At 40.9% G+C, this 26,546-nt stretch carries 29 protein-coding genes and 1 pseudogene; 21 read left to right on the forward strand and 9 right to left on the reverse strand.

Going from position 1 to position 26,546, the window contains the following annotated elements; translation table 11 throughout:
* Positions 1–149 precede the first annotated feature (149 nt).
* From V7K60_RS26930 to V7K60_RS26945, 4 genes are all read right to left on the reverse strand, one after another.
* Complete coding sequence (locus V7K60_RS26930) at positions 150–671, reverse strand: GNAT family N-acetyltransferase (protein ID WP_334930051.1); 522 nt, start codon at positions 669–671, stop codon at positions 150–152.
* Positions 672–700: 29 nt separating this feature from the next.
* A complete protein-coding gene (locus tag V7K60_RS26935; protein WP_334930053.1) occupies positions 701–835 on the reverse strand; it encodes a hypothetical protein in 135 nt (44 codons plus the stop codon).
* 30 nt (positions 836–865) lie between these two features.
* A complete protein-coding gene (locus V7K60_RS26940) occupies positions 866–1,516 on the reverse strand; it encodes a hypothetical protein (protein WP_334930055.1) in 651 nt (216 codons plus the stop codon).
* 63 nt (positions 1,517–1,579) lie between these two features.
* Entirely contained in the window at positions 1,580–2,656 is a 1,077-nt protein-coding gene (locus V7K60_RS26945; RefSeq protein WP_334930057.1) for an LLM class flavin-dependent oxidoreductase, read from the reverse strand.
* A gap of 163 nt (positions 2,657–2,819) precedes the next feature.
* On the opposite strand from V7K60_RS26945, the gene V7K60_RS26950 reads away from it, so the two are divergent.
* From V7K60_RS26950 to V7K60_RS27015, 14 genes are all read left to right on the forward strand, one after another.
* Positions 2,820–3,875, forward strand: a complete 1,056-nt coding sequence (locus tag V7K60_RS26950) for an LLM class flavin-dependent oxidoreductase (RefSeq protein ID WP_334930059.1) — start codon at positions 2,820–2,822, stop codon at positions 3,873–3,875.
* A gap of 386 nt (positions 3,876–4,261) precedes the next feature.
* Entirely contained in the window at positions 4,262–5,995 is a 1,734-nt protein-coding gene (locus tag V7K60_RS26955; protein ID WP_334930061.1) for an FAD-binding protein, read from the forward strand.
* A 13-nt stretch (positions 5,996–6,008) separates the two neighbouring features.
* Positions 6,009–6,350, forward strand: a complete 342-nt coding sequence (locus V7K60_RS26960) for a 4Fe-4S binding protein (RefSeq protein WP_334718286.1) — start codon at positions 6,009–6,011, stop codon at positions 6,348–6,350.
* Positions 6,351–6,465: 115 nt separating this feature from the next.
* A complete protein-coding gene (locus V7K60_RS26965) occupies positions 6,466–7,233 on the forward strand; it encodes an SDR family oxidoreductase (protein WP_334930063.1) in 768 nt (255 codons plus the stop codon).
* Between the two features lie 136 nt (positions 7,234–7,369).
* Positions 7,370–8,440, forward strand: coding sequence for a sulfonate ABC transporter substrate-binding protein (locus tag V7K60_RS26970; protein ID WP_334930065.1), 1,071 nt, complete (start codon positions 7,370–7,372; stop codon positions 8,438–8,440).
* A gap of 79 nt (positions 8,441–8,519) precedes the next feature.
* On the forward strand, positions 8,520–9,014 hold the full coding sequence (locus V7K60_RS26975) for a GNAT family N-acetyltransferase (protein WP_334930067.1): 495 nt from the start codon (positions 8,520–8,522) through the stop codon (positions 9,012–9,014).
* 111 nt (positions 9,015–9,125) lie between these two features.
* Positions 9,126–10,841, forward strand: coding sequence for a fumarate reductase/succinate dehydrogenase flavoprotein subunit (locus V7K60_RS26980; RefSeq protein WP_334930069.1), 1,716 nt, complete (start codon positions 9,126–9,128; stop codon positions 10,839–10,841).
* A complete protein-coding gene (locus V7K60_RS26985) occupies positions 10,838–11,560 on the forward strand; it encodes an HAD family hydrolase (protein ID WP_334930071.1) in 723 nt (240 codons plus the stop codon). The genes V7K60_RS26980 and V7K60_RS26985 overlap by 4 nt, the downstream gene beginning before the upstream one ends.
* Before the next feature lie 8 nt (positions 11,561–11,568).
* Positions 11,569–12,264, forward strand: coding sequence for an HAD family hydrolase (locus V7K60_RS26990; RefSeq protein WP_334930073.1), 696 nt, complete (start codon positions 11,569–11,571; stop codon positions 12,262–12,264).
* Positions 12,265–12,336: 72 nt separating this feature from the next.
* Positions 12,337–13,119, forward strand: coding sequence for a class I SAM-dependent methyltransferase (locus V7K60_RS26995; RefSeq protein ID WP_334930075.1), 783 nt, complete (start codon positions 12,337–12,339; stop codon positions 13,117–13,119).
* A 24-nt stretch (positions 13,120–13,143) separates the two neighbouring features.
* On the forward strand, positions 13,144–13,605 hold the full coding sequence (locus tag V7K60_RS27000) for a GNAT family N-acetyltransferase (protein WP_334930077.1): 462 nt from the start codon (positions 13,144–13,146) through the stop codon (positions 13,603–13,605).
* Between the two features lie 188 nt (positions 13,606–13,793).
* Positions 13,794–14,021, forward strand: a complete 228-nt coding sequence (locus tag V7K60_RS27005) for a 4Fe-4S dicluster domain-containing protein (protein ID WP_012408944.1) — start codon at positions 13,794–13,796, stop codon at positions 14,019–14,021.
* Positions 14,022–14,040: 19 nt separating this feature from the next.
* Positions 14,041–15,003 carry a HEAT repeat domain-containing protein gene (locus V7K60_RS27010; RefSeq protein WP_334930079.1) on the forward strand — a complete coding sequence of 321 codons (963 nt, stop codon included), beginning with the start codon at positions 14,041–14,043 and terminating at the stop codon, positions 15,001–15,003.
* Between the two features lie 19 nt (positions 15,004–15,022).
* Positions 15,023–15,811: a DUF4058 family protein gene (locus tag V7K60_RS27015; protein WP_334930081.1), complete on the forward strand. Its 789-nt coding sequence runs from the start codon at positions 15,023–15,025 to the stop codon at positions 15,809–15,811.
* Between the two features lie 53 nt (positions 15,812–15,864).
* Here the strand turns inward: V7K60_RS27015 and V7K60_RS27020 are convergent, their stop codons facing one another.
* A complete protein-coding gene (locus tag V7K60_RS27020) occupies positions 15,865–16,377 on the reverse strand; it encodes a 2'-5' RNA ligase family protein (protein WP_334930083.1) in 513 nt (170 codons plus the stop codon).
* A 124-nt stretch (positions 16,378–16,501) separates the two neighbouring features.
* Here V7K60_RS27020 and V7K60_RS27025 point away from each other — a divergent pair, with 124 nt between their 5' ends.
* Positions 16,502–17,533 carry an Mrp/NBP35 family ATP-binding protein gene (locus V7K60_RS27025; protein WP_334930085.1) on the forward strand — a complete coding sequence of 344 codons (1,032 nt, stop codon included), beginning with the start codon at positions 16,502–16,504 and terminating at the stop codon, positions 17,531–17,533.
* Here V7K60_RS27025 and V7K60_RS27030 read toward each other — a convergent pair.
* The 4 genes from V7K60_RS27030 to V7K60_RS27045 all read right to left on the reverse strand — a co-directional run bounded on the left by V7K60_RS27030 (position 17,511) and on the right by V7K60_RS27045 (position 19,899).
* A complete protein-coding gene (locus tag V7K60_RS27030) occupies positions 17,511–17,978 on the reverse strand; it encodes a beta-class carbonic anhydrase (RefSeq protein ID WP_334930087.1) in 468 nt (155 codons plus the stop codon). The two genes, V7K60_RS27025 and V7K60_RS27030, sit on opposite strands and share 23 nt — an antisense overlap.
* Positions 17,939–18,097 (reverse strand): hypothetical protein, encoded by a 159-nt coding sequence (locus V7K60_RS27035; RefSeq protein WP_334930089.1) that lies wholly within the window; start codon positions 18,095–18,097, stop codon positions 17,939–17,941. The genes V7K60_RS27030 and V7K60_RS27035 overlap by 40 nt, the downstream gene beginning before the upstream one ends.
* Before the next feature lie 190 nt (positions 18,098–18,287).
* Complete coding sequence (locus tag V7K60_RS27040; protein ID WP_334930091.1) at positions 18,288–19,154, reverse strand: CmcJ/NvfI family oxidoreductase; 867 nt, start codon at positions 19,152–19,154, stop codon at positions 18,288–18,290.
* A gap of 73 nt (positions 19,155–19,227) precedes the next feature.
* The gene (locus V7K60_RS27045) at positions 19,228–19,899 is read right to left on the reverse strand and encodes a glutathione S-transferase family protein (RefSeq protein ID WP_334930093.1); all 672 of its coding nucleotides are present in this window, start codon (positions 19,897–19,899) and stop codon (positions 19,228–19,230) included.
* 1,187 nt (positions 19,900–21,086) lie between these two features.
* On the opposite strand from V7K60_RS27045, the gene V7K60_RS27050 reads away from it, so the two are divergent.
* The 6 genes and pseudogenes from V7K60_RS27050 (at position 21,087) to V7K60_RS27075 (ending at position 25,930) form a co-directional block, all read left to right on the forward strand.
* On the forward strand, positions 21,087–22,937 hold the full coding sequence (locus V7K60_RS27050; protein WP_334930095.1) for a vanadium-dependent haloperoxidase: 1,851 nt from the start codon (positions 21,087–21,089) through the stop codon (positions 22,935–22,937).
* An 85-nt stretch (positions 22,938–23,022) separates the two neighbouring features.
* The gene (locus V7K60_RS27055; RefSeq protein ID WP_334930097.1) at positions 23,023–24,132 is read left to right on the forward strand and encodes a c-type cytochrome; all 1,110 of its coding nucleotides are present in this window, start codon (positions 23,023–23,025) and stop codon (positions 24,130–24,132) included.
* Positions 24,125–24,250 (forward strand): hypothetical protein, encoded by a 126-nt coding sequence (locus tag V7K60_RS27060; protein WP_334823046.1) that lies wholly within the window; start codon positions 24,125–24,127, stop codon positions 24,248–24,250. The genes V7K60_RS27055 and V7K60_RS27060 overlap by 8 nt, the downstream gene beginning before the upstream one ends.
* Positions 24,226–24,555: pseudogene (locus tag V7K60_RS27065) on the forward strand (twin-arginine translocation pathway signal protein); the annotation flags it as partial. The gene V7K60_RS27060 and the pseudogene V7K60_RS27065, both read left to right, overlap by 25 nt.
* Positions 24,556–24,758: 203 nt before the next feature.
* On the forward strand, positions 24,759–25,559 hold the full coding sequence (locus V7K60_RS27070; RefSeq protein WP_334930099.1) for a class I SAM-dependent methyltransferase: 801 nt from the start codon (positions 24,759–24,761) through the stop codon (positions 25,557–25,559).
* Between the two features lie 149 nt (positions 25,560–25,708).
* On the forward strand, positions 25,709–25,930 hold the full coding sequence (locus V7K60_RS27075) for a GNAT family N-acetyltransferase (protein ID WP_334930101.1): 222 nt from the start codon (positions 25,709–25,711) through the stop codon (positions 25,928–25,930).
* Positions 25,931–26,546: the final 616 nt, after the last annotated feature.

A 26,546-nucleotide genomic window follows, 5' to 3' on the forward strand; every position in this document is an offset into this window, starting at 1 on the left:
AACGTCCGGATATTCCTATGTTTATTGTCTAGTTGTTTGGCGCTTGGCACGGCTGCGCCGCGCCCTCGCTTGTGACAGTTGCGTAAGTCCTGTAATTATCAATAAATTAGTAATATTTAAAATCCTTTAAAATATGAAAAATCAATGTGTTACCACGGGAAACCGCAGAGGTTAATCGTTCCTTTTTTGGGAGCTTTGTCATTCACAGGCAATACCATCGGCTGGTTGATCGTAAAAGGGACTGTGCCACCTGGTTGCTCAACCAAAAGAATGCCATTGAAAGATTGCCATCGCAACCGAGTATAAAAGGGTACTAAATTCTGACGACATACGAGCAATGCGAAAGTTAAACCGCACTTATCTAAGAAGGCCTCTGCATACCGAAGGGCAGCAGTTGCAAAGCCTTGACCCTGTGCTTCTGGGCTTGTCATTACTCCACCAATACCGCCAATGCGGATTGATACATCATCTAGCGTTACCTTGCGGATAACAATCCCGATGTGCGAAACAAGCCATCCACTTCCATCTTCTACAAGTAATCTCCATTGTGGTAAAGACCATTTAATGTGCCGTCCTGGGCGATGAGCAATGACCTCTGGTGGGTAAATTGCTGCTCTGAGAACACGCAACGCTTCTTCCTCATCCACAGTCAGTTCGGTGATAAGTTTCAAATTAAATCTTAAAGGGCAGTTTTTTATCATCAATCATTCACACTCACAAGTTTGGGCAGTCTAGATATAGGGACATCCAAGAAGTAAGAAAGAACCTCTTGCCGCCAAGTATCATAAAGTACTGGCAAATCATCAATTTCAATACCAATAGCTTTTTGACTCAACTGCCAATGATCCCAAAGGTAAGGATTGCGTCAGCGTTGACCTTCTTCGTCTGCTTCTATGACTTGTGCAATTAAATCTTCTTTCTCTGCTAGCGAAGCTTTATCAAATTTTCGTTGCCACCAATCCACAACTCCTAAGCGGTGGACTGCTTCATCTGGCAGGATTCTTTCTGCTGCAAACTTGGCTGAGTCTGGGTCATTGATTTTGCTGGTACGACTATTGATGAATAGCAAAGCCACAATATGAAGTTCGTAATGCAACTCAAATGCTAAAAAGCCTTGCCAATTACGAATGGGTAAATCACCCATATAATCCCAATGCTTCTGCACCTGCTTTTGGATATCCTCAATTGGGTCACGTCCTGATATAGCCTGCGCTCTGAAACGAGTATTTTGAGCGTGTGCGCCATCATCACCTATTTGTCTACTCAAAAATAGCTGTAATTCTGGGTCAGGAAAGGAGTCAATTATCTTAGCGCAGACTTGTACAATAAACAGGTCATGGGCTGCACCAGCTACACGGAAGCGGTAAAAATTCTCTTTTTCCTCTTCAGTTTCCGGCGATCTAGGTTCTTGCGTTCGCTTTTTCGGAATGTGAGGGGCGTACTTATCAAGCAGTTTATCAAAAATTTCCAGTTCTAAATCAGTAGTCCAAGCTGGACGAGTAAGTATTGCTGTCATAAAGTTCCTTTGGGTAGTGGGGAGTGGAGAACAATTTAATCCAAAATCTAAAATCTAAAATTCTTAGCCTCTAGCCCCTATTTTCAAATTGGTGTCTACCGTTAACGTTCGCACTCTTGGTATGATTTCCGCAGCAAAACGCTCCATTTCTGTAGCAAAAGGCTGGAATTGCAGCATGAAAGTACCAATTCCTACTTTGGTGAATTCAGCAATTCGATGGGCTACAGTTTCATAGCTACCAACCAATCCTGCTGCTGTACCGCCATTGCTACCAACACCAGGGTACTTAGCCATGTTTTTGAACATAACTACTTCAGAATCTACTCCTTTGAGTAATTCTGAGCGATCGTCTTGTGCTAGTACCATCGCTCTGAGGTTTTGATATTCCGCTTCCGCTTCTTCGTCTGTCGGTCGAGCAATGACAAAAGCTGACATGGCGAAGCCCAGAGGTTGAGAGCGAAACTTAGTTTTTTGAGCAACAGCTGCAATGGTTTCGCGGATGACTTCAATCGGACGACCATTGAGAAAAAATGTATGGGCTTCTTTTGCAGCTAGTTCTTGGGCTGGTTCTGACTCTCCTCCTACATATACACGCGGATGTGGTTTGGCTATAGGTGGAGGATTGAGCTTCAAATCATTGATCTGAAAATATTCACCGCAGAAATTGACTTTTTCTCCACTCCACAAAGCTTTTACGACCCTAATCCATTCATCCGAATAGCGATAACGTTCATCGTGGGTAAGGAAATTTATCCCCGGTTTTTCCATTTCTGGCTTGAACCAGGCACTTACTAAGTTAATCGCAAAACGTCCACCACTGATTGCATCAATACCTAAAGCCATCTTTGCTAAGACGGCGGGATGAAACAGTAATGGCTTAACAGCTGCAATAATCTCGATAGAGTTTGTTGCTTCTGCAAGTGCTGCTGCTGCTGTCCAGGTTTCTAGCTGGTCAAGTTCTTGGTTTCTGGGATTGATGATATGTTGCGCTATTAAAGTTGTGGTAAATCCGCACTTTTGGGCCAATTTGATTAAATTCTTGGCTCGTGAGTAACTAGCATCACGAGGTTCAAGAGGATGGTTGATCACGCCGCAGTTGCCGTAAACGGGAATCCAAATCCCATAGCGTGGTTCAGACATAGCTTTCTAGAACCTTTGTAGTGGGGACTAAAACTTTATTTTTGCAAATAAAACATACTATAAGCCGATAGATTTATAGTAGTATACTATGTATGAGATTTGCATAGGTGAGGATAAAAAACAAGGTGTATCTCCCCAGTCCCCATTTAATTTGGAGGCAAGAATGTCAGAACCACGCTACGGTATTTGGGCCCCTGTTGGAGGTAACTTTGGCCCTCTAAAAACGCCAGATGAACCGATTGATGCTAGCTATGAACGCACGCGATCGCTAGTATTAGAAGCAGAACGTTTAGGATATGTTACAACCTTAGTCGCCCAGCACCTTGCCAATCCCCGTAGTCTGGATTTAGAACAGTTGGAAACTTGGACAGCTTGTGCCGCGTTGGCTGAAGCTACAGAAAGTATAGAAATTATCGCCGCGATTAAACCTTTATTATTTCATCCAGCCGTTCTAGCCAAGATGGCTTTAGGTATTGATGCTATAAGTCATGGACGTTTTGCCATAAACCTAATTAGTGCTTGGTTTCGGCCAGAAATGGAGCGTACTAATATCCCCTTTCCTCGCCATGATGAACGTTATCGCTATTCTAATGAATGGTTGCAGGTTGTTAGGGCTTTGTGGAGCGGTGAGAGGGTAAACTTCGAGGGTGAATATTTCAAAATCCAAGATTTGAGCCTTCGACCCTTCTCTGTTGCTCAACCCTATCCTCGTATCTACCTGGGAGGAGCATCAGACCCAGCACAGATTTTAGCAGCTCAACAAGCTGATGTTTACTTTATCAACGGTCAGCCGATTGAAGATGTCCGCCAAGTAATTAAACAAGTTTTGAGCCGACCACGTTTCTTACCCCAACCAGTGCGCTTTAGTCTGTCAGCCTTTGTTATTGCCCGGACTACAGACGAAGAAGCGCAAGTAGAACTAGAACGACTCATGGCACTGCAAAAGTTGGAAGAACAATATAAGTTAAGTGTTACTAAGGGAGTTGACCCAGAAGTAGCCATGTTTAAACTCTTCGCTAAAAATCCGGCTGTCGGCGGCAATGGTGGCACAGCCGCAGGATTGGTTGGCAGCTATGATACAGTTGCAACTCGCGTTGCAGCTTTCGTTGATGCAGGTATTGACACTTTCATGCTGCAATTTAATCCCTTTGTGCGGGAGATGACACGTTTTGCCCAAGAAGTTATGCCCCGTGTGCAACACTTGCAAAAAGTTGCTTAGTTAGTTGTTGACCGAAAAAAGGCAGGGGGCAGGAGGAAAGAATTTATTTTCTCGCTGTCATTCGGTTTCAAGTACACCAGTTCCAACCGGATAAAAAATTAACTTGCAACACTTAATGTTTGATAAGCTAACAATTAGAGTATCATTTTAAATGTAACTTACCGTATACACTCTTTGTATATATTATGCAAATATCTACTAGATAATTTAGTCAGACAAATCAGCGATACCTCCGGTATAGCGATCGCTAGCGCAAGTTTATAGACAAAAAAGCAGATGAGCAAAACACGCCAGTCTAAAAGCTCATTGGCGAAGACCGCACTGATGACAAATTACTAGCAAAAAGTGGTGCTTAAAGGTTGTGGAAAATGTAGGTGGGTGGATTTTTGCCTGTAAAAGCCGCTCACTGTGGCAAAGAAATATGTGACTGCCAAAAAGGAGAAAAAGAATTGCTAACAGAAAATGAACTACAACTATCTGCTGATGTGCTGGTAATTGGTGGTGGCCCTGCCGCAGCATGGGCAGCATGGGCAGCCGCATCCCAAAGAGTCAAAGTCATCATTGTTGACAAAGGTTTTTTGGGTACAAGCGGTGCTGCTGCTGCTAGTGGTAACGGCATCATGGCTCCTTCTCCAGAGAATTGGGACAAAGTTGTATCGGAGCGTTATCGCGCAGGAAAAAACCTCGCTAACTCACGTTGGATCGAGCGTGTTATCGAAAAAACTTGGCTCAGTTTGCCCTTAGTGGAAGATTGGGGCTATCGTTTCCCCAAAGAAAATGGGGAATCTGTGCGCCAGAGTTATTATGGCCCTGAATATATGCGGGTACTTCGTAAAAACCTCTTGCGTGTTGGTGTGCAAATTTTCGACCAAAGTCCGGCTCTAGAACTTTTATTGGCTGACGATGGCTCAGTAGCTGGGGCAAGAGGTGTGCAGAGGCAACATCATCGTAGCTATACTGTTCGTGCTGGTGCAGTAGTCTTGGCGAATGGCGGTTGTGCATTCTTGAGTAAAGCATTAGGGTGCAATACTAATACAGGTGATGGACTGCTGATGGCAGTGGAAGCTGGTGGCGAACTCTCTAGTATGGAAGCTTCTAATCACTATGCAATTTCGACCGCTTTTAATGCCACAGTGACGCGGGGTGTTCCCTTTGGCTGGGCTAGTTACACCGATGAAGCAGGTAATGATCTTGGTGGTTATGTCGATGGTCGTCGCGATCCATCGTTCCTTCCCAATGCCCTGATGAAAGGCTCCGTTTATGCCCGTTTGGATAAAGCCACACCTGAAGTCAAGGCAGTAATTGAAAAGTCTCATTTCATCTCTTTTCTACCGTATAAAAAAGCTGACATTGACCCCTATACAGAACGAGTGCCTGTAACACTAATTTTAGAAGGTACAGTCCGTGGTACAGGTGGAATCCGTTTGACCGATGATAGTTGCGGTACAAAGGTTCCTGGCCTCTACGCCGCCGGTGATGCAGCATCACGGGAGTTCCTAGCCGGTTTAGCTTCTGGAGGCGGTGGTCCCAATGCTGCTTGGGCAATTTCCACAGGTCAATGGGCTGGAGTTGGAGCAGCGGACTTTGCTAAGAGTCTGGGCGCTCAAGCAAATGAACGGGTTGCGCGTCCTACTGGTCAAGTGGGATTGCATTCGCCTATGGCGGGGCGTAGCCCATCGCCTTCACCATCTTCTGAAACATTCGATAGTGAGGCGATTGTGCGTGGTGTACAAGCCCAGATGTTGCCCTTAGAGAAGAACTACTTGCGTTCTGAGCAGGGACTTCTGGATTCCCTCGCCAAATTAGAAACGCTGTGGCAGCAAGTACAAGGGAACCCGAAACAAGATACAGTGCGCGATGTAGAATTTTCTCGTCGAGCAGCTGCTCTGACGGCTGTAGCGCGATGGGCATATTTTAGTGCTTTACATCGCACGGAAACGCGCAGCGAACATATTCGTATGGACTATCCCGAAACTGATCCAAATCAGTGTTATTACCAAGCAACGGGCGGCTTAGAAAGACTTTGGGTAAGGCGTGATTGGATAACAGAACCGCAAAGCGTCTACGCTACACCACCAGCACTAACCACTCAAACCACACCCTCTGTATCAAAGTTGTAGTAGGAGCAGAATCATGATCGAGCTTGTCAGCCATAAACTCTGTATTAATTGCAATCTGTGCGTCCAAGTATGTCCGACTAATGTTTTTGACTCCGTACCGAACCAACCACCTGCGATCGCCCGACAGGAAGATTGTCAAACTTGTTTCATGTGTGAAGCATATTGTCCTGCGGATGCACTCTATGTTGCGCCTGAATCTCATACCAATGTTGCAGTCAATGAGGATGATTTAATTGAAAGTGGCATCATGGGTGAATATCGTCGCATCTTAGGTTGGGGATATGGCAGAAAAAACAACAGTGAATTAGATACTGCTCATAAACTACGCCAACTGCCGCGCCCCTATCAAAGTTAGTTAAGTAAGCTTGATTCTTAGGAGAGAGATACAACTAAGAATCAAGCCTTTGCAGTCCTAGAGTGTAAGTTTTTAGTCAGATATCGACTCAATAGCACCCTGAAAAGTAATTTTTGTGACGTTATCAGAGTTTTCATTGGCTGGAAAAGTTGCCTTGGTAACTGGAGTGGGACAAGGTTTGGGGCTAGAAATTGCCAAATCACTTGCTAAAGCTGGTGCGTGTACTATCCTCAATGGGCGAAATTTTGAACGGCTTAATCAAGCAGTTGCAGTCATTGAATCAATTGGCAGATTAGGTTTTTCGTTACCGTTTGATGTGACAGATGAAGTTGCGGTTCAAAGTGCGTTTATTGAGATTCGAGAAAAGCACGGTTGTTTAGATATTCTGGTTAATAATGTGGGAATGCGCGATCATCGTGGATTGTTCGAGTTTGAAATGGATGCAGTGCGTCGATTAATCAATGCTGATTTGATTGCACCATTCAATTTGTCACGAGAAGCGGCAAAACTGATGATGCACAGGGGTGAAGGTCGAATCATTAATATTACGTTAATTGCAGGACAACTTGCAGGTGCAGGTGACGCAGTTTATACGACAGCTAAAGGAGGACTCGAAGCCCTAACCCGTACACTTGCGGCAGAACTTGGGACTTTTGGAATTACAGTCAATGCAGTCGCTCCAGGCTTTTTTGCAACAGAGAGTAATGCTGATGTAGTGGCTGATCCAGGAGTCACGGAATGGTTGAAACATCGAACTTCTCTCGCACGTTGGGGATCTCCACAAGAAATTACAGGCGCTGTTGTGTTCTTCGCTTCTCCAGCCGCATCTTACATCACCGGACTGGTTTTAGCTGTTGATGGTGGCTACCTTTTCCATTTCTGATTAATTGTTTTAGCCGTAGACATACTTTTTCGGATCTTGCATTTGCAGCTTATCTATGTGAATATTCTATGAGCAAAATACGGCAAATGGCTCGATTTATCGTAGTATTTATATTGATTGTAGTCTAAATGTACTTATGTTAACTAAGTATTTACCACATCGACTGATGAAGATTGTCAGCAGCTTTCTTCAAAATTATGAAATATCCAGAATTGGCATATTTGCCTTATTTTTTGCCTGCGGGTTAAGTTTGACTCTTGTAATATCTGCGTGTTCTTCCAACAACACAAGTAATTCTGCCGCAACGCAGACAGCAAATCAAAGCCCGACAAATCAAGGGGTTGTAGTTCGGATTGGCTATCAAAAAGCAGCAACTATTCTCAACACCATGAAAGCGCAAAAAGATTTGGAGAAAGCTTTTGCTGCTAGTGGCGCTTCGGTGACATGGGCTGAATTTCCTTCTGGGCCGCCAATGTTAGAGGCAATTAACGCTAAGAGTATTGATTTTGGCTATACTGGTGAATCACCGCCAATATTTGCCCAAGCTGGAGGTACTCCCATAGTTTATGTTGCTTACGATCCTTGGAGTCCCAAAGCAGAAGCAATTCTTGTGCCGAAAAGTTCATCTATTCAAACTCTGGCAGACCTCAAGGGTAAACGAGTTGCTGTTGCTAAAGGTTCAAATACTAACTACTTATTGGTAAAAGCCTTAGAAAAGGGAAAAGTAGATTACAAAGATATCAAACCAGCTTTTCTCCAACCTCCCGATGCTCGTGCAGCTTTTGAAGGTAATAATGTTGATGCTTGGGCAATTTGGGATCCTTACTTAGCTGCGGCGCAAGCTGCTACAGGCGCACGCACTTTAACTGATGCAACTGGGTTAGCACCCAATCGTGGTTATTATCTAGCTGCAAAATCTTTTGTTGACAAATATCCCGATGCCTTGAAAACAGTTCTCGATGAAGTAAAAAAAAGAAGCAACTGGGCGCAAAATAATCCCGCAGAAGTTGCCAAATTTCTCTCACCAGAATTGCGTATTGATGCTGGGGTTCTAGAAGTCGCAGAAAAACGACGTGAATATGGTGTACTACCGCTAACAGAGGAAGTAATTCGCGCACAACAGCAGATTGCCGATACCTTTTACAAAATCAAGCTGATACCGAAATCTATCAATATTAGCGAAATTGTTTGGAAAGGCAATCAATAGAAGGCAGGAGGCAGGAGGCTTCTCTTACGTCGAACTCAGGTTTTGGTAAAACAGAGAAATTCTTCATGAGGAGAATATCATGTCGGAAGTTGTGAAGTCGGATATAAAAGTACGAAGTTGTCTGCCATCAGATGCAGAGAGCGTCTTAAAGGTACACCGAGCAGCAATTCATGAAACCGCTTCATCGTGTTATCCAAAAGAAATTATTCAAGATTGGGCATCTCCAATTACGCCCTCTAAAATCAAAGCTTTTGCAGACAACACTGAAGAAACCCGAATTGTGGCAGAAATTAATAGTCAAATTGTGGGCTTCGGTGCAATTATTGTCAGTAATAGCGAACTACGTGCTGTGTACGTGTCTCCAAGTTTCGGTCGTTCTGGAGTAGGAACTGCAATACTTCAAGAGTTAGAGCGATTAGCACGTGAGCAAGAATTGTCGGAATTACATCTGAACGCTTCGCTCAACGCTGAATCGTTTTATCAAGTTAATGGTTATATGAATGAAGGTTTTGAAGAACATACCCTACGTTCTGGTCGAAAAATGCCATCTATTCGGATGAAAAAAAAATTGTAATTAGAGGATTTGAAAATTCAATTTATAATTTACAAAGTTCCATCTCCCGGTTGGTGAGCGAAGTCGAACCACATCCTCCTTATCTTCCCTATTCCCCACTCCCAAAAGCTTATGGACATTAACACCCAACAAATAAAAACTGATGTACTTGTCATTGGTGGCGGTACAGCTGGGACAATGGCTGGAATTAAAGCCAAACAAGCGAATCCTGATGCAGAGGTGCTGATTTTAGAAAAGGCTAACATCAGACGGAGTGGTGCGATCGCAATGGGTATGGATGGGGTGAATACCGCAGTCATTCCCGGTCATTCTACACCAGAACAATACGTGCGTGAAATCACCCTTGCTAACGATGGGATTGTCAACCAAAAAGCCGTATATCAAACAGGTAAATTAGGTTATGAAGTCATCCAAGAATTAGAAAGCTGGGGTGTGAAATTTCAAAAAGATGCCCAAGGCAACTATGACTTAAAACAAGTGCATCGTGTGGGTAAATATGTCTTACCCATGCCAGAGGGAAAAGACCTCAAAACCATTCTTACCCGACAAGTTAAACGCCACAAAGTCAAAGTTACAAATCGCGTCATGGCAACCCGTGTATTAGTCAAAGCAGGACGTGCTATTGGGGCAGTGGGATTTGATGTCAGAAACGGTGATTATATTGTCATTCAAGCTAAAGCAGTCATCCTGTGTACAGGTGCTTGTGGCAGATTAGGATTACCTGCTTCCGGCTATCTCTACGGCACTTATGAAAATCCTACCAATGCTGGAGATGGCTATTCAATGGCTTATCATGCAGGTGCAGAACTTAGTAATATTGAATGCTTTCAAGTTAATCCTTTAATTAAAGATTACAACGGCCCCGCCTGTGCTTATGTCGCCGGGCCTTTTGGCGCTCATACTGCTAACGCCGAAGGAAATCGCTTCATTAGCTGTGACTATTGGAGTGGTCAAATGATGTTGGAAATCTGGAAAGAATTAAATTCTGGAAAAGGGCCAGTCCAATTGAAAATGACCCATTTGGATGAAGATACAATTGCAGAAATTGAATCCATACTTTGGGCGAATGAACGACCGAGTAGAGAACGTTTTCATCAAGGTAGAAATGAAGATTACCGCACTCACAGTGTAGAGATGCACATTTCTGAAATAGGCTTATGTAGTGGTCATAGTGCTTCTGGTGTGTGGGTGAATGAAAACGCTCAAACAACCATCCCAGGTTTATATGCAGCCGGAGATATGGCCAGCGTTCCCCATAATTATATGATTGGGGCATTTGTTTTTGGTCGCATAGCCGGAACTCATGCCATTGAATATATCCAAAATTTAGATTTCCTTGAACCAGATATAGAGTTTTTAGAAGCAGAAAAAGCCAGGATTTATGCACCTCTAACTCGTCCTAATGGTGTACCTCATACCCAAGTCGAATATAAATTAAGACGTTTAGTGAATGATTATCTGCAACCACCAAAAACAGGTAATAAAATTGATATTGGCTTGAAACATTTTGTTCAATATCAACAAACATTAGATGTAATGGGCGCTCGTGACCCCCATGAATTAATGCGTTGCATAGAAGTACATTTTATTCGAGACTGTGCAGAAATGGCAGCCAGAGCATCATTATATCGTCAAGAAACTCGTTGGGGACTTTATCATTACCGTTTAGATTATCCCGAAAAGAATGATGATGAGTGGTTTTGTCATGTCAACTTAAAGAAAGATGAGTTAGGGAAAATGATATTGTTTAAGCGTCCTGTTGATACTTATATTGTGGGTGTGGATATACATCATGAAGTTTATGATATAGCAGCGAGACAAAAATGAAATATTTATTTTGGGATTTTGATAATACACTAGGTTATCGTCAAGGAATGTGGAGTGAAACATTACATTCAATTTTAATATTGAATGGAATCCACAATATAGATTTAGAAGATATTCGACCATTATTGAAGAATCGCTTTCCTTGGCACTCGCCTGAAACTCCCCATAGTTTATTGTTTAATGAAAAAACATGGTGGGAATACATGAATGAATACTTTGCAGAAATATATGAGAGAGTAGGGATAAATAGAAGTCAGGCAATAAAATATGCTTTCCAAGTCCAAAATGAATATAAGAATATTGAAAAATGGCATTTATATGATGATGTAATTCCTACTTTACAATATACAATCAAGAATAATTATAAAAATATAATTTTATCAAATCATATACCTGAGTTACACGAAATCATCGACGAATTAAATATTACAGAATACTTTGAAGAAATATATACGTCTGGAAAAATTGGACATGAAAAACCCAGCCTCAAATTTTATACTCATGTCATCAATGATTTAAAGATAGAAAAAACAGAATGTATAATGATAGGTGATAGCTACAATGCTGATATCACTGGAGCATTACGGGCAGGTATACAAGCAATTTTAGTCAGGAAGCCTAATGATAAAAACTATAAACTTTATAGTCCAGATTTCAGAGAAATACTAAAAATAATTAGAAAACTTTCAACTATGGAAGAAAGCATTTTTGTGAATTAAAGAATTGAATGAGTTATAAAGCCATAATTTTTGATCTCGATAATACACTGTTGAATTTTGAGCTATGTGAACGCCAAGCTATACTTGGCGCATTGGAAGATTGTGCAGTATCTTTAGATTTAAATGGAGTCAGTGAGATTATTTTTCTTCAAGTCTTTGAAACTTATAATTCCAAGTATTGGAGACAGCGAGATATCTTTTCTCCTAGTGAGTTAATCGAGATGTCTTATCGAAGTACACTTGCTCAATTAGATATACAAACAGATCAAATCAGCAATCTTAGTCAAAGTTTTTGGCATATTTTTAATCATTCGGGCGTAATGGAACCTAATGTAAATGAAGTGCTAACTGTTCTCGCACGCAATTATCGTTTGGCTGTCATTACAAACGGTTTTGTATCAGCACAACTACCGAGAATGCAAGCTGCTGGAATTGAGCATTTTTTTGAAGCAGTTGTAGTTTCTGAAGCAATTGGTTTTGCTGAACCATCCCCTGAAATATTCCATCATGCTTTATGTAGGTTAAATTTAACACCAGAACAAGTTATTTACGTTGGAGATTCTCTGAAGCACGACTATGCAGGAGCAACACAAGTAAAAATGGATTTTTGCTATTACAACAGAAAAAATCAAGTTTTACCACAAGTATCTCAACCAAAGTTTATGATAAATGAACTCTTAAAGTTGTTGGAATTGTTTAACTAACAGCTTTTTGATTTATTCATTTAAACTTAAAGCTTAAATGTTTTTTTAAATTATTTTGATGATTTTTATAATATGTCTATATATAATTCAATTGGTCAACAATACTCAAAAACTCGCGTTCCTGATATCCGTATTGTCAATAAATTAATTGATTTACTCAATTTATCCAAAGGTAGCATTATTGCTGATATCGGCGCTGGTACTGGTGGTTACAGTTTAGTGCTAGCTAATAAAGGATTTATTCTTAATGCTGTTGAACCTTCTGTAGTTATGCAAAAACAAGCAGTAAAATATCAGCAAATTAAGTGGTTTACTGGCTATGCAGAAAATTTACCTCTACTAGATAACTCTGTTGATGCTGTTGTAAGTATCCTGGCAATTCATCACTTTTCTCATCTCGAAAAAGCTTTTCAGGAAATACAAAGAATAATTAGAGAGGGGGCAATAATTTTATTAACTTTTGATATTAGATTAGCTCAAAAGATATGGCTTTATGATTATTTTCCGTTTTTGTGGGAAGATGCTTTACGATTTTTACCACTTAACGAACAGGTTAATTTAATTCAGAGTAATACTAAAAGGCGTGTTGAAGCCATACCCCTTTTGTTACCATACGATTTATCTGATTTATTCGCAGCAGCAGGCTGGAGACGACCAGAGTTATATCTTCAACCAGAAGTACGTGCAGGAATATCATCTTTTGCTTTAGCTAATCAAGATTTAATAGAGCAAGGAATAAAGTTACTTGCAGCAGATTTAAGTAGTGGAGAATGGAGCAAAAAATATGGTGATATTCACAATTTGACAGAGATTGATATAGGCTATCGTTTTATCCGTGCAACGTTGGATAACTAAATAATTGTAATTTAAAATTAAATTATGATAAACAAAGTTAGTGTAAGTGAGAAAATTAAAATTAGACAAGCTGAGATTAAAGATGTAAAGAGAATTGCTAGTCTTTGCGAACAACTTGAATATTCTGTGACAAATCAACAAATAGAGCAGCGCCTTATTAAAATTAAAAATAACGATGCTCATATTGTGTATGTTGCCACTTTAGAAGATGAATATATAATAGCTTGGGTGCACGCTCATATTTGTGAGTCAATAGTTATTCCGACTCCAGCGATTATTTTAGGATTAGTTGTAGATAAAGATTATCGTCATAGTGGAATTGGACGTTTTTTGATGCAGCAAATTGAACAGTGGGCTTCTCTGGCTGGATGTGATAGTGTTTTATTACGTTCTAATATTAAACGCAAAGAAGCTCACTTGTTTTATGAGAAAATTGGCTATACCAATATCAAGCAATCATTAACTTTTCATAAAAAATTGCTGTAGTGACAAATATGCAGTTAATTAATACATTTGCGACTTACTGTCTGCTTGCTGATCGTCTGCGATTTAAATATTTGAATGAACTACATCCTATGCATCTAAACAACCTACAATCGTGAGATAATTCATGCAAGCTTACACTATTTATTTTACCGTTTAGCAGTTTCAGTACAAAATCATGGAGTTATTTTATGGCTTTAATCAATCAAAGAATAGATGTTCCTGTGATCGTTGATGAATCAAAATGTTTAGAAAAATGCACAGCCTGTATTGAAGTTTGTCCCTTGGATGTATTGGCGAAAAATCCAGAAACAGGTAAAGCTTACATGAAATATGATGAGTGTTGGTTTTGTTTACCTTGTGAAAAAGAATGTCCAACCAATGCAATTACTGTACAAATTCCCTTTTTGTTACGTTAACTATCTGTGGTAAAAATTAATGAATGATGACCTAAAGCATTGGCTAGAAATGTTGCGATCGCCTGACGTAAATGACCGCTTAGTAGCTGTCAAAACCTTACAACATTTAGGTGATGAAGAAACAATAGACGCTTTAATTATCGCTTTGAAAGATGAAAATATCGCTGTTCAAAAAATAGCAATATCTGCCCTTTGGGAAATTGCTAATCCTGTTGCCATCCCTGCCTTAATTGAATGCCTCGGTTCAGCAGATACAGATATTCGCACTGAAGCCGCATCAGCATTAAACGAGTTAGTTACACAAGACGAATTGTTACTTTTACTAGATAAACTCCAAAGTAATGATGTAAATATTCAATTAAATATTTTAGTGCTTTTGCGGAAGATACATGATATTCAATCTTTACCCGATATTTTACCATTTTTAGAATCAAAAAATCCTGAATTAAGAGAAGCAGCCGTTACGACACTGCGATATATCAATCAACTAGAAAAATGTCCGCAAGCTTTAAATTTAATCTTTGATCAAGAAGCAAGTGTACGTCGTGCTACTGCTTTAACTTTAGAACATTTACAAGATGCAGAAGTGATTACAATACTTGGTCAAGCACTTACAAATGATAGCGACTGGCAAGTTCGCCGGAATGCAGCTAAATCTCTGGCTATTCATGAAAATCAGCAAGCAATTTCAGCATTAGAAATAGCTTTAGCTGATGAACATTGGCAAGTGCGGAAATCAGCAGCACAAGCTTTGCAAAAAATTCCAGATATTCAACTTATGCCAAGATTAATTCAAGCATTAACGGATGAATATGCAGATGTCCGCAAAGAAGCTGCGATCGCACTTGGGAATTTAGCTCATCCTGACGTTATTAACCCCCTACAACAAGCCTTAGATGACCCTGACAAAGAAGTGTCTATCCAAGCGCAACGTGCAATTCAGAAGATTCAAACAGATAGAATAGTCTCAAGGGAGCAGTAAATAACTAAGGGAAAGTGTAATGGACAATCCATTTCCTGGAATGAACCCGTATTTGGAACAGCCTGAACTTTGGCATCAAGTTCACAATCGTTTGATTGTAGCGATCGCTGATGACCTAACTCCCCAAATCGTCCCTAAATACCGAGTTTCCATTGAAGAGCGAGTTTACACTAGTGTAGATGATGTCTTACTCGTAGGAATTGCTGATGTAGCAGTTGCTAAACGTAACACTACAGATAACAGTACAACTTTGACTGCTGCGAAACTTGCTGAACCCAGTAAAGTGAAAGTTCCTGTACCTGAACAGATAACTGAGCGATTTTTAGAGGTACGAGCAACTCCAACCAAAGAAGTTGTCGCTGTGATTGAAATACTTTCTCCTAAAAATAAACGCTCCAAAGAAGGTAGAGCCGCCTACGAAAGCAAACGACAGAAAATTTTGGCTTCTGCAACCAACTTAGTAGAAATTGACCTCTTGAGACAAGGGCAGCCAATGCCTATTTTCGCAGCATCAACCACAGATTATAGTTATAGTATCTTGGTCAGTCGCAGCTACAACAGGCCTGACGCAGATTTATATACTTTTGATTTAAAAAACCCAATTCCTGTTTTTCCTGTACCTTTGCGTGAGGGAGAACCTGAACCTATAGTTGACTTGCAAAGGTTATTAAATGAAGTTTATGAACGTGCTAGATTTGACTTGGCAATTGATTATTCACAACCTTTAAAGATAGTGCGTAGGCGTAGCCAACCGCAGGCATTGTCCGAAGAAGAAGCTTGGGTGAGAGAAGTTTTGCAGAGGATCTAAATCAGAGCGATCATTCTTGGTAACTCAGTAGTGCCAACCCGATCAAAGCTTTGCTAATTTCGCAATACAAATTCTTTACTCCAAATTATTGACCTCTGCTTATCATCAATATTTATCAGGTGAACTTTATCGACAAAACAATGATAATTTAAATCTAAATGTTGTGCTTCTTCTAACACTTGCAAAAATTTATCTGTATCTTTTGTAAATTTTCCTAGCGTTAAATGCGGAATGAATGGTAAATTTTTCCTGAAATATTCAGCTAATATACCTGTATACAATTCGTTGTGTAGTTTTACCATATCTACTTTTCCTTCTTCAACCATTAAAAACATATACTCATCCCATGATTTTTGTAATCCTTTGAGACAAATAGGAAATATTTTCCACTTACTCAAGATACTATCAATATGAAAAATGAGATTGTTTTGATTAATAGATTTGATGATGGGAAATACAAGTGTAATATGTGGCTCAATTAAATCAGATTGTGGGTCATATTTCTGCCTTATTTTATTGATATCCTCTGTGTTAATATTGGGGTAATGTACGAGTGCATAAGACATACTCATAAATTATTAAAGGTTACACATCAGATTTCAAATTATCTACGAACGCGAACAGCGTGTACAAAGACAGAGCTTACACCAACATGAGGTACAGAAATATCCTTTCTAACATCCAGAAGATATGACTACAGTCCATCAGCAAGAAGTCGTCCAACTACTCAAACAAATCATTGAACCTATTTTAAAAAATGACATCGTTAGTTTAGGAATGGTACGAAACTTACGCATAGTTGATGACTATATTTACTTACGTTTATATATTGGTTTTCATCAGCACCAATTACAGCCAGAAATTAAATCTAAATTATCATCTCTATCTTGGTGTAAAAAAACTTATATTCAAATTTGTACAATTCCCGGTGTTAAAACAACTCTTGCAGTCTCTAGTGGTAAAGGTGGTGTGGGCAAATCCACAACAGCCGTTAATATCGCCGCAGCTTTAAAATTACAAGGTGCAAAAGTAGGACTATTAGATGCTGATATTTATGGCCCCAATGTTCCCCAAATGTTGGGTTTAGGACAAGCTGATATTCAAGTGATTAATACTCCCACTGGTGATAAGTTTTTACCTCTAGAAGTTCAGGGAATAAAAATAATGTCAGTGGGTTTACTTGCAGAAGCAAATCGTCCTTTGGCATGGCGGGGGCCTGTATTGCATAAAATTATCACGCAATTTTTGCAAGATGTGGAATGGGGGGAATTAGATTATTTATTGATAGATTTACCTCCCGGTACAGGTGATGCTCAAATTACAATTATCCAAGAAAGCCCAATTTGTGGAGTCATTTTAGTGACAACTCCTCAACAAGTGGCTGTTGCCGATGTACGACGTAATATATATATGTTTCGCCAAGTGGGTGTTCCTGTCCTTGGCATCATTGAAAATATGAGTTATTTAATTTGTGGTGATTGTGGTTCACGCACACCGATTTTTGGTAGTGGTGGTGGCGAACAACTGTCCGTAGAATTACAAGCGCCTCTGTTGGGACAAATTCCCATTGATCCCCGCATTTGTAGCGGTAGTGATACTGGAAATCCGATTGCGATAAGCGAATACGCTTCACCAGCAAAGCAGGTTTTTACACAAATAGCTACTTCATTAAATACTACTTTTACGTTACACAATAAAACTACGCAGCTTGACCAAGTTTAGTAGCTTCAAGAACTTCAATTAATTGCCCTGTTTTAACATCGTAGATATAGCCATAGATAGGAATTTCATTCGGAACTAATGGATGCAAACGAATCCGTTGTACATCTGTATAGACACTTTTGGCTTGGTCATCAATAGTCAACCAATTGATAAACTTGCCTTCGCCTGATCCTAACCCAAATCCAATATCTGACCAACCTATTTCATCTAGCTTGGCTGTTTTGAGGCTACTAGAAAGTAAATTACTGATGATTTCATTAGTGAAGGTTTCCATCCCGCAATTAGTGTGATGAATTACAAACCATTCACGCGTACCAAGTAATTTGTAAGAAATCACTAAAGAGCGAATTGCATCATCGCTAGCACGTCCACCTGCATTACGAATTACATGGGCATCTCCTTCAGCTAGTCCAGCAAATTTAGCTGGGTCAAGTCGAGCATCCATGCACGTGAGAATTGCAAACCGACGAGATGGGGGTATGGTGAGATGAGATTACCTTTATCACCGAATTTATCAGTGTAATTAAGATTAGCTGCCAGAACTTCTTCTACAATTTGGCTCATTTTTAGTTTATGTGGGCGATCGCTAGATTAGCAAACCAAAAGCTAAATTCCTACCTAGTAAATAGACCACAGGGTAGGGGCGCAAGGCCTTGCGCCCCGACGACAGGTGTGGTTCAAATACATGAAAACTGCTGTAATTTATTTTACGCAGAGGCGCAGAGAGTAGGAGTTTGAGACAAGTTTTTGCGATCTATGCGGGGTAAAAGACGAATGTTCGTAGTTCGATGCTTTCTCTTGGAGGAGCGTTGGCTGGGCTGGTGGGGTCTTCAAAGGCTGTATGGGCGGCAAAACGGGCGTGTCCTTCTTCTGCGGAGTCAAAGCATTTGATAAATAGTGCTTCGTCTCTGTGCATTTGCGGGAAGTAGAACCATTTATGTTTGGAGTTATACGTGACTCCGTATGTTTCACCGACGCGATCGCGGTAGACTAAATCACCAGCTACAAGGTCAGTTATTGCAATGCTTTGTGCGTCACACACTGTTAAGGGTGACTCTTGGATTGGTTGTGCGATCGCTCGCCAAACATTGATGATGGCAAATCGTTGTTTTAGTAGCGCATCAATATCCTCTATACCTCGCGCTGCTAATTCCAAACGGGCGCGAGTATAGCCTGATTTGGCAGTGAAGTCGTTGTGTACGCGCTTGGCAGGTTCCTTAATATTATTTTCACCTGGCTTGGAGTTACCAGCATTACGAAGGGTGTGATCGAATATCACTACCTTTGTTGCACCCGTCACCTCTTTTAACAATTGCTCGGCTTCTGGATAGTAGACTCGGCGTACTTCGTCTTCATCGTAAAAGTCGCGGACATTAGTATTATGTCCAGTAAAGGCGAATCCTTCTCTATCTAACGAGATGTTCTCTGAGATGGAGCGAGCGTTGTAAATTGGCAGTTTGTGCGTCTGATAAGTTGCATTTGTGCGAGGAATCCCGGCTGGCGGTTCGTAAATATAGTTAACAGGTTTTTCTGCCATTGGAATCAGGTAACTGAGGTTAGCCTCTACGTATGGCAGTTCTTGGGAAATCGGTCTATCTAGAACTTGGTTATTTAAGCTCATAGGTCATCCCATTTTGGATTTTGGTTAATTTTTGGTCAATACTTAACACTTAATGATTCACTTCCATTGTGTCCTATTTTTGAGATGCACCAACAGGAACAGGTTCACCGAGAACTTTGGCGAATCTTTGCAAATAGAAGTCCACAGGGTTTGCTACTGCTTGGATTGAGGAGCGATCGCGTACCAGATTCCACCATGTCTGCAAACGAGGTGTTTCTGCCGGTAGTGCGAATTTGCGGAAGTGTTCTAAGAGTGGTAAACGTTCAAACCAAGGATAGAAGCTGATATCAACTAGGCTAAACTGATCTCCTAAGAAGTAATCACCTTGGCCTAATCCTTCCTTCTCAATATATAAAAGTGCTTCTGTGAACTCTCTTTGTCCTTGTTCCTGTTCTTGGCTATCTTTACCACGCAGAAATTTGTTAAAAGCTGGGACAAAGCGAGTATTGGCGTAGTCTATCCAAATCCGAGCGATCGCTTTAGCTGCGGGATCGCGGGGTAACAAAGGTGGTTCTGGAAAAACTTCATCTAAATATTCATTGATAATAGCGGACTCGTAAATTTCAACATCCCCATGTTTGATAGCTGGAACTTTACCATAGCGCGAAATTTGCGTATACCCATCTGGTTTATTTTGTAAGTCAATTTCTATCGGGGTGAAGTCAATACCTTTTTCCAGTAAGACGACACGAGTACGTTGAGAGAAGGTAGAGGCTTTGGCGAAGTATAGTTGTATGTTGCTCATGAAATTTTTTCCTTATAATAATCGTGAATCCAGACTATTAGATTGCACAACTCAACCTAAAGCAATAAAACAGAAGCTGTTCGTGAGCCATCGCCCACTATGGATGAAAGAAACCATTCTGTTTTCTGATTAGTGCAGTTAAATAATTCACTGGCAGGTATCTACATCAGTTATATAAGATACTACAGCTTGTCGGTCGGTTTAAAGTATTATATATATTATACAGTCTTTCTGAAAATATGCATACCTAATTATTAGTGCAACTAAATAAATAGCTAGATATACAGCAACTTTGTGAAGCAGCGCGGTCTTGGGGGTTTCCCCCATGAGCGACTGCTGAACCCGCAGGGTGAGGTACAGATAATCGTAGGGAACATGGCTGTGTCCCTACCCGTATACTTAATTTACCTGAAATACGTTTTAATCAGGCGTTTGTACTTTGGGATTCTTTTTGTTGGCTGTGGCGTTTATCGCTCATTTCAGTGTACGGAAGAGAAAATCTCAAGCAGAGAATATGACGCTGTGCGTCTGTTCCTCTAGGGCTTTCACGCTCTTGCTAAGTTTATTGTAAAGACCTCTTGATTTTTATCAGCGATTGTGAGAAAGTCTGATTTAATATCTAATAAATACGGTAAATCGATAGATTTACCGTGTTATATAGCTTGACTGGAAGCAAGCCGTGGTTTTAGCTGTGCTTTAATCTCGGCAACATCCGATCGCACTGATTAGAACTACAAAAGTATAACAGCCATGCGATCAAAGCATCATACGAGCACTGAATGCCGATATTACTGTCAGGAGAATCATATCAAGTTTGGGTGATTACTTCTAATAAAATATATCAATTTAGGTTGGATTAAACGGCAGTGAAACCCAACATGAATAAGGATTAAATGTTGGGTTCCCCTGCGGGAAGCCCCTTCTCTACGAGATGCTGTTCGCATTCGGTTCTACGTTCTTCAACCCAACCTACAGATATTATTAAGTGCTTAACCAAACTGATATCGCTCCTATGTAAGTTACCTTTCAGTAAAGTAACCCCAGATATCATCCCAAATCTAGTTCGATTTCCCTGTTTCTCTAGAGGTGAGCATTTCGTGTGTGGCTAGTTGTTCTAGTTTTCAGATGCTCATGTATTCACTTATGACTAGATTTTTGCATTATTTTTTTCCAGTGGAGAACATCTCATGCAATTAGATCCAAATTCTCATCAAGGTTCCGAACAAGATACTCAGGCTAATAGCGAAATAGATAAACTGAAACAACCCCGTGTAGCTAGCAAACGTTTCTTTGGTAGTTACGCCAGCAGACGCTCATTTCTCGGTCGCGCCGGTTTGTTTAGTGCAGCTAGTGTTGTGGCAGGGGTTTTCAGCTCATCCCTTTCCTTGAAGAAAGGAGGAAATGTTGTTCAGGCCCAAAGACCTCCTGCAACGTTTACTCCTGCAACGTTTAACTATAGCAACTTTCGTAATAGAGCTTTTCAAGTACGTACAAGAGCAGCCAAGGTTAATTCGGAAGTTCCTATTCCTCCTCATCCCACCAATGGAGATGAGGCGAAGTATGCTAACAAAATTGCGACGGATACACGAGGATTACCGCATAACAAGCTGGGCGAAGTGGATCTGAAGGCTTATCAATCTTTTATTAATGCGTTGAACTCCGATGATCCCAATGAGTATGAAAATATCATCCTGGGTGGCAAACGGAAGCTGGTACAACCCCTCGGTCCATTAGCGGTTAGCTTGAGTGGGCTGAATCCGACCCAATTGACAATTCCAGTGCCACCTACCCTCGATAGTGCAGAGCAGGCGGCTGAATTCCTCGAAATTGCTTGGCAACAACTGTTGCAGGATGTACCCTTTAGCGAGTTCCGCAATAATACAACTAACCCGCTGATTCTGGCAGCAGTTCAGGATCTGAATCGGTTGTCAGCATTCAAAGGACCTAAACAGAACGGACAGGTTACACCCGAACTCCTATTTCGAGGCACCGCGATTTACGTTAATGCCTCTGGTGGAACAACTTACCACACGTTACCAGGGGTAGATGTGGGACCATACGTTTCCCAGTTTTTACTGCGTCCTGTGCCCGCAGGAACACAGAGTTATGTTCAGCTTAACCGTGTTCCCCTAGCTATTCCCGAAAACAGTTTTCAAACCAACTATAACGAGTGGTTGCTGGTACAAAATGGTGGCGATCCTGGTCGAACGATTAAATTTGACCCAACCCCTCGTTACTTTATTAATGGGCGCGACCAGTCAGAGATTGCCCACACGCCACCACCCGTCTATGCAAATGCTGCTCTAATTCTACTCGCCAAGCCAGTCATTAATGACCTCCTAGCTGGTGGCGTTGGCTCACCTTACAATCCCGGTAATCCTTATAACAACTCGAACACCCAAGCGAGTGGTTCTGCGACATTTGGCCCAGGGTATTCACAATCTATCATCGCTTGGGTTGCTCCACATGCAATCAGAGCGGCTTATTGGCAGAAGTACTATGTTCACCGTCGTCTGCGAGCAGAGGCTTATGGTGGGTTGGTTCACAACAACAAGGTGAATAAAACAAACTATCCGATTCACCCCGATGTTTTCAAGTCAGAAGTACTAGACCGCTTCTTCAGCAAAAACAAATCCTATCTGCTACCGCAAGCTTTTCCTGAAGGGGCACCATTCCACTCTTCTTATCCAGGGGGCGCTTCGGTGTCTGCAGGTGCCAGTGTCACGATTTTGAAAGCACTATTTGATGAGAGTTATGTGATTCCGAATCCGGTGGTACCCGATCCCAAAGATCCCACCAAGTTGATTCCCTATCAAGGCCCACTGCTGACCGTGGGCGGCGAATTGAACAAACTGGCGGCAAATATTGGCTTGGGTCGTGATAGTGCTGGGATTCACTGGCGCACAGATGCAGCAGCGTCGTTGGCCCTTGGCGAAGCGATCGCCATCAGCATTCTCAGAGATGAAAAGCTAACGTTCCGCGAAAAATTTGAAGGTTTCACCTTCACCAAGTTTGATGGTACAAGAATCACAGTTTAAAGCTTTGACTGTTTAGAAAATATAGAGACACGATATTTCGCGTCTCTACATTTACTTAAATCCTATTTAGTTTCAGAGTTCTACAATGTCTGATCTTCGGAGATTTTACTCTCGATGCCTGCGGTGGTCACTGAGCTTTGTCGTTCGCGCAGCGTCTCGTAGAGAAGTGCGGGCTGCGCCTACGCGATTTATGTTATTGAGCATAGCGGTAGCGATCGCGCTCTTGATATCTACAACACAAGCACTCAATCCCAAAAATATAGTATCAGCACAAGAAGCATCGCCGGACATAGAACTAGCTAAGAAAATCGGTAAAGAAATTATTGCTGCTTGTCCCGTTGTCTCTGATGCTAAAAATTTAGCTGCCTTCAACTCATGCGCTGACAAACTCGCTAAGCTAACAACCCTCCGCGAAACCATGAATGCACCCTTCTTGTGGGGCGCTCAAAGCAAAGTCGGTAATTATAATCTCAAAGATAATCAAACAACTGAATTTAATCCATTAGTTTGGCGTCGCATTTACCTAGCTACTTTTATGTTCAAAGGTGAACCAAAGGTTGAACAGGTAAACAATTTAATTGTGATTCACCTTCCCATTCAGTTCCGTAATCAGCTTGATATTGGTGCTTATCCTTATCCTTTTTGGCACTCATCGAAAAAGTGGAATTCTTACCAGCAAAGTACTGAATTACTTCTGTTTCTAGAACAGAAAAAGCTTAAAGGGGCGCTGCGTTCAGCTGTGGTTGACCCACAACGACCAAAGGTAAATCATGTATGGGATGGTAATTGGGTTTGGAATGATGCTCATGGTCAGAAACAACCTTATGTGACACTGTATACTCGTTTGTTTTCTCCATCGAACCCATACGTTGCTAAAGTTGATGCTGCTTATCGGGCATTTGAGGTTAATTTACGTCAACACGCTTGTATTGTTTGTCATAGTCCAGACAACGCGGCCAAGCAAAATCCTTTAGTAATGCTGAGTTATCCAAATCAAGCGCTCTCCTTACGACACGAAACGGTGCGCCAAATTAAAGAAAAACGAATGCCACCTCCGGCTGGTATCATTAACGATCAAGAGCGACAAAAGTTAGTTGAACTCGCCCAAGCATTTGCCCAAGCAGGCGACCAAGCCCTAGCTTACGAAGGAGAAAAAATAACTTCTTTCAAGTTCATTCAAACAACTGGTGATTGAATCTGATGTGGTGCTGTCAGTGCTAGTTCCTGCTGCCGTCACACAGGCAGCCTCAGAAGTCGCTCAAGCAATAGGCAACGTTGGTAAAAGCATTCTGGTGTCAATGTCACACTGTTAAAAGCGTTTTTTGATGAAAACTTTGTTATCCCCTCACCAGTAGTGCTTGATCCCAATGACCCAACAAAAGTAATTTCTTACAGTGGCCCACCACTAACTGTGGGTGGAGAGTTGAATAAACTAGCAACTAACTATGCTATTGGTCGCGGTCACGGCGGTATTCATTGGCGTTCAGATGGTTCTGATGGTTTGGCTTTAGGAGAAGAGGTTGCTATTAGTCTGCTCAGGGATGAGAGACTGGGTTATAACGAAATATTCAATGGCTTCACCTTCACCAAATTTGACGGTACAAGAGTCACAGTTTAAACAGATTTTCGGTGTTATGGGAGTGCTGAGTAAAATACCTTTACTCAGCAATACCTTCACCAAAAAAAGAGGATTAAGAGATAGGGTCGATTAAAAAATTAGTTTAGAAGGTAGTTTCATTGATATCAATTGCTTATACTCCTGCCACAATATAAGGAAAATAAATTAAATACAAAGGTATAGCTCGACTGAACCTTATAGATATGAAAAAATCCAACTACTATGACTATATTGCACAAATCTATGACCAAACACGCTGGCTAACAGAATCAGTTGCAGAGGAAGTTGCCGATTTTATTCTTAAGCTGACTTGTGCCACGCCTGAAACCTCTTTTTTAGAACCAGGTGTTGGCACAGGATTAAATGTTATTCCTCTTGTCAAACGGGGTTATTCTGTGACAGGAATTGATGCTTCTCAAGAAATGCTTGCTCAGTTCCGTCAAAAATTAAATGTCACTCCTCCTAATTTGAACCTGATCTACGGTGATGCTTCACAATTAGCTTTTCCAGATAACAGTTTTGATGTTGTCTTGACTGTCCACATGATCCATACTGTCTCTGATTGGAGAGTATTTTTAGACAATATTGAACGAGTACTAAAGTCTGGAGGCTTTTATCTCAATTGTCAGTGGATTACACCACCAGCCAGACGAGAATTTGAAGGATATTTTCGAGATATATTATCTAAGTATGAAGGAGCAAAGCAAAAATCGCCAAGTATTAATATAGCAATACAAAATATAGATGTAGAAGGATATTTACAGCGAAAAGGTTACGTATCAAATTATTTCGTAGCTAAGGAATGGAGAGTTAGCAATACGGTTGAAGAGATACTAAGTTTTTTCAAAGCACGAGCATACGGTTTATGTTGGCAAGTATCAGATGATATATTTCATCAAGTAATAAATGAATTTGAAGAATTTTGTATCAATCATTATGGCTCTTTAAAAACTAATCTCTCCTCTGAAGCTAAGTTTGAAATATGGGTTTACAAAGCAATTTAAAACCTCACATAAATTATGGATATTTCAATACGCAGCGTTAAGGATGATGAATTATCAGCACTGCTAGACCTGTACTGTACAAACATCTGAACCCAACAGATGCTCCCTTACCTGACGCATCAACTCTTCAGGAAATATGGAACGAAATATTGAGCGATGGCGTTCCGCCCAGCGTAGCTGATCGCAAGATTAATTACTTTGTAGCAGACTGGGAGGGAAACTTAATTGCCTCTTGTATTTTGGTGATCGTCCCTAATCTGACGCGAGGCGCTCGTCCCTATGGACTAATTGAGAATGTAATTACTCATCCCGATTATCGTCGCCAAGGTGTAAGAAAGTGCCTGATACATCATGCGTTACAATCTGCATAGAGTCATAATTGTTACAAAGTAATGCTCCTAAGTGGAAGTCAAACCAAGCAAGTACTCCAGTTTTATGAAAAAACTGGGTTTAAGAGGGGTATCAAAACTGGTTTTGTGGCTACACCAATATCTCACTGAGGTGGTGTTAAGCTTTTTCGTAGCTAAATATATATAGTGCTTGACTTATGTTTTCACAAGATGTAATTTATCAATATTAGATAAAACATCGGTAAGTTGATCGATTTTTAGTACTTTAGGAAATTCCAAATAAAAAATAGTTAAAAAACTCTCTCCTCCTTATTTCTCTGTGCGGCAGTCGCTCATGGGGGAAACCACGCCAGATGCTCCACTTGGGGAGACCCCAAGACCGCATTGGCTCCCCAAGACCGCGCTGCCTTGCCTCTGTGGTAGCCTTTAACGAGACACTCCGCGAATGTATCTAGGTTTATTTTGGTAATTTATTTCTTGGAAGTCCCTTAACAGAAATAAAGATATTTATTGTAAATTAGCCTGAGTTTAGAGTTAATAGTTTTTGTATAGTATCAAAGATTGAAAATTTTCTGAAAATTTATTGGTATAAAATACGGATTTTTCGACAAGAAATAATGTAATGCGAGAAATAGAT

Source organism: Nostoc sp., assembly GCF_036917555.1.
Taxonomy (GTDB): Bacteria; Cyanobacteriota; Cyanobacteriia; order Cyanobacteriales; family Nostocaceae; genus Nostoc.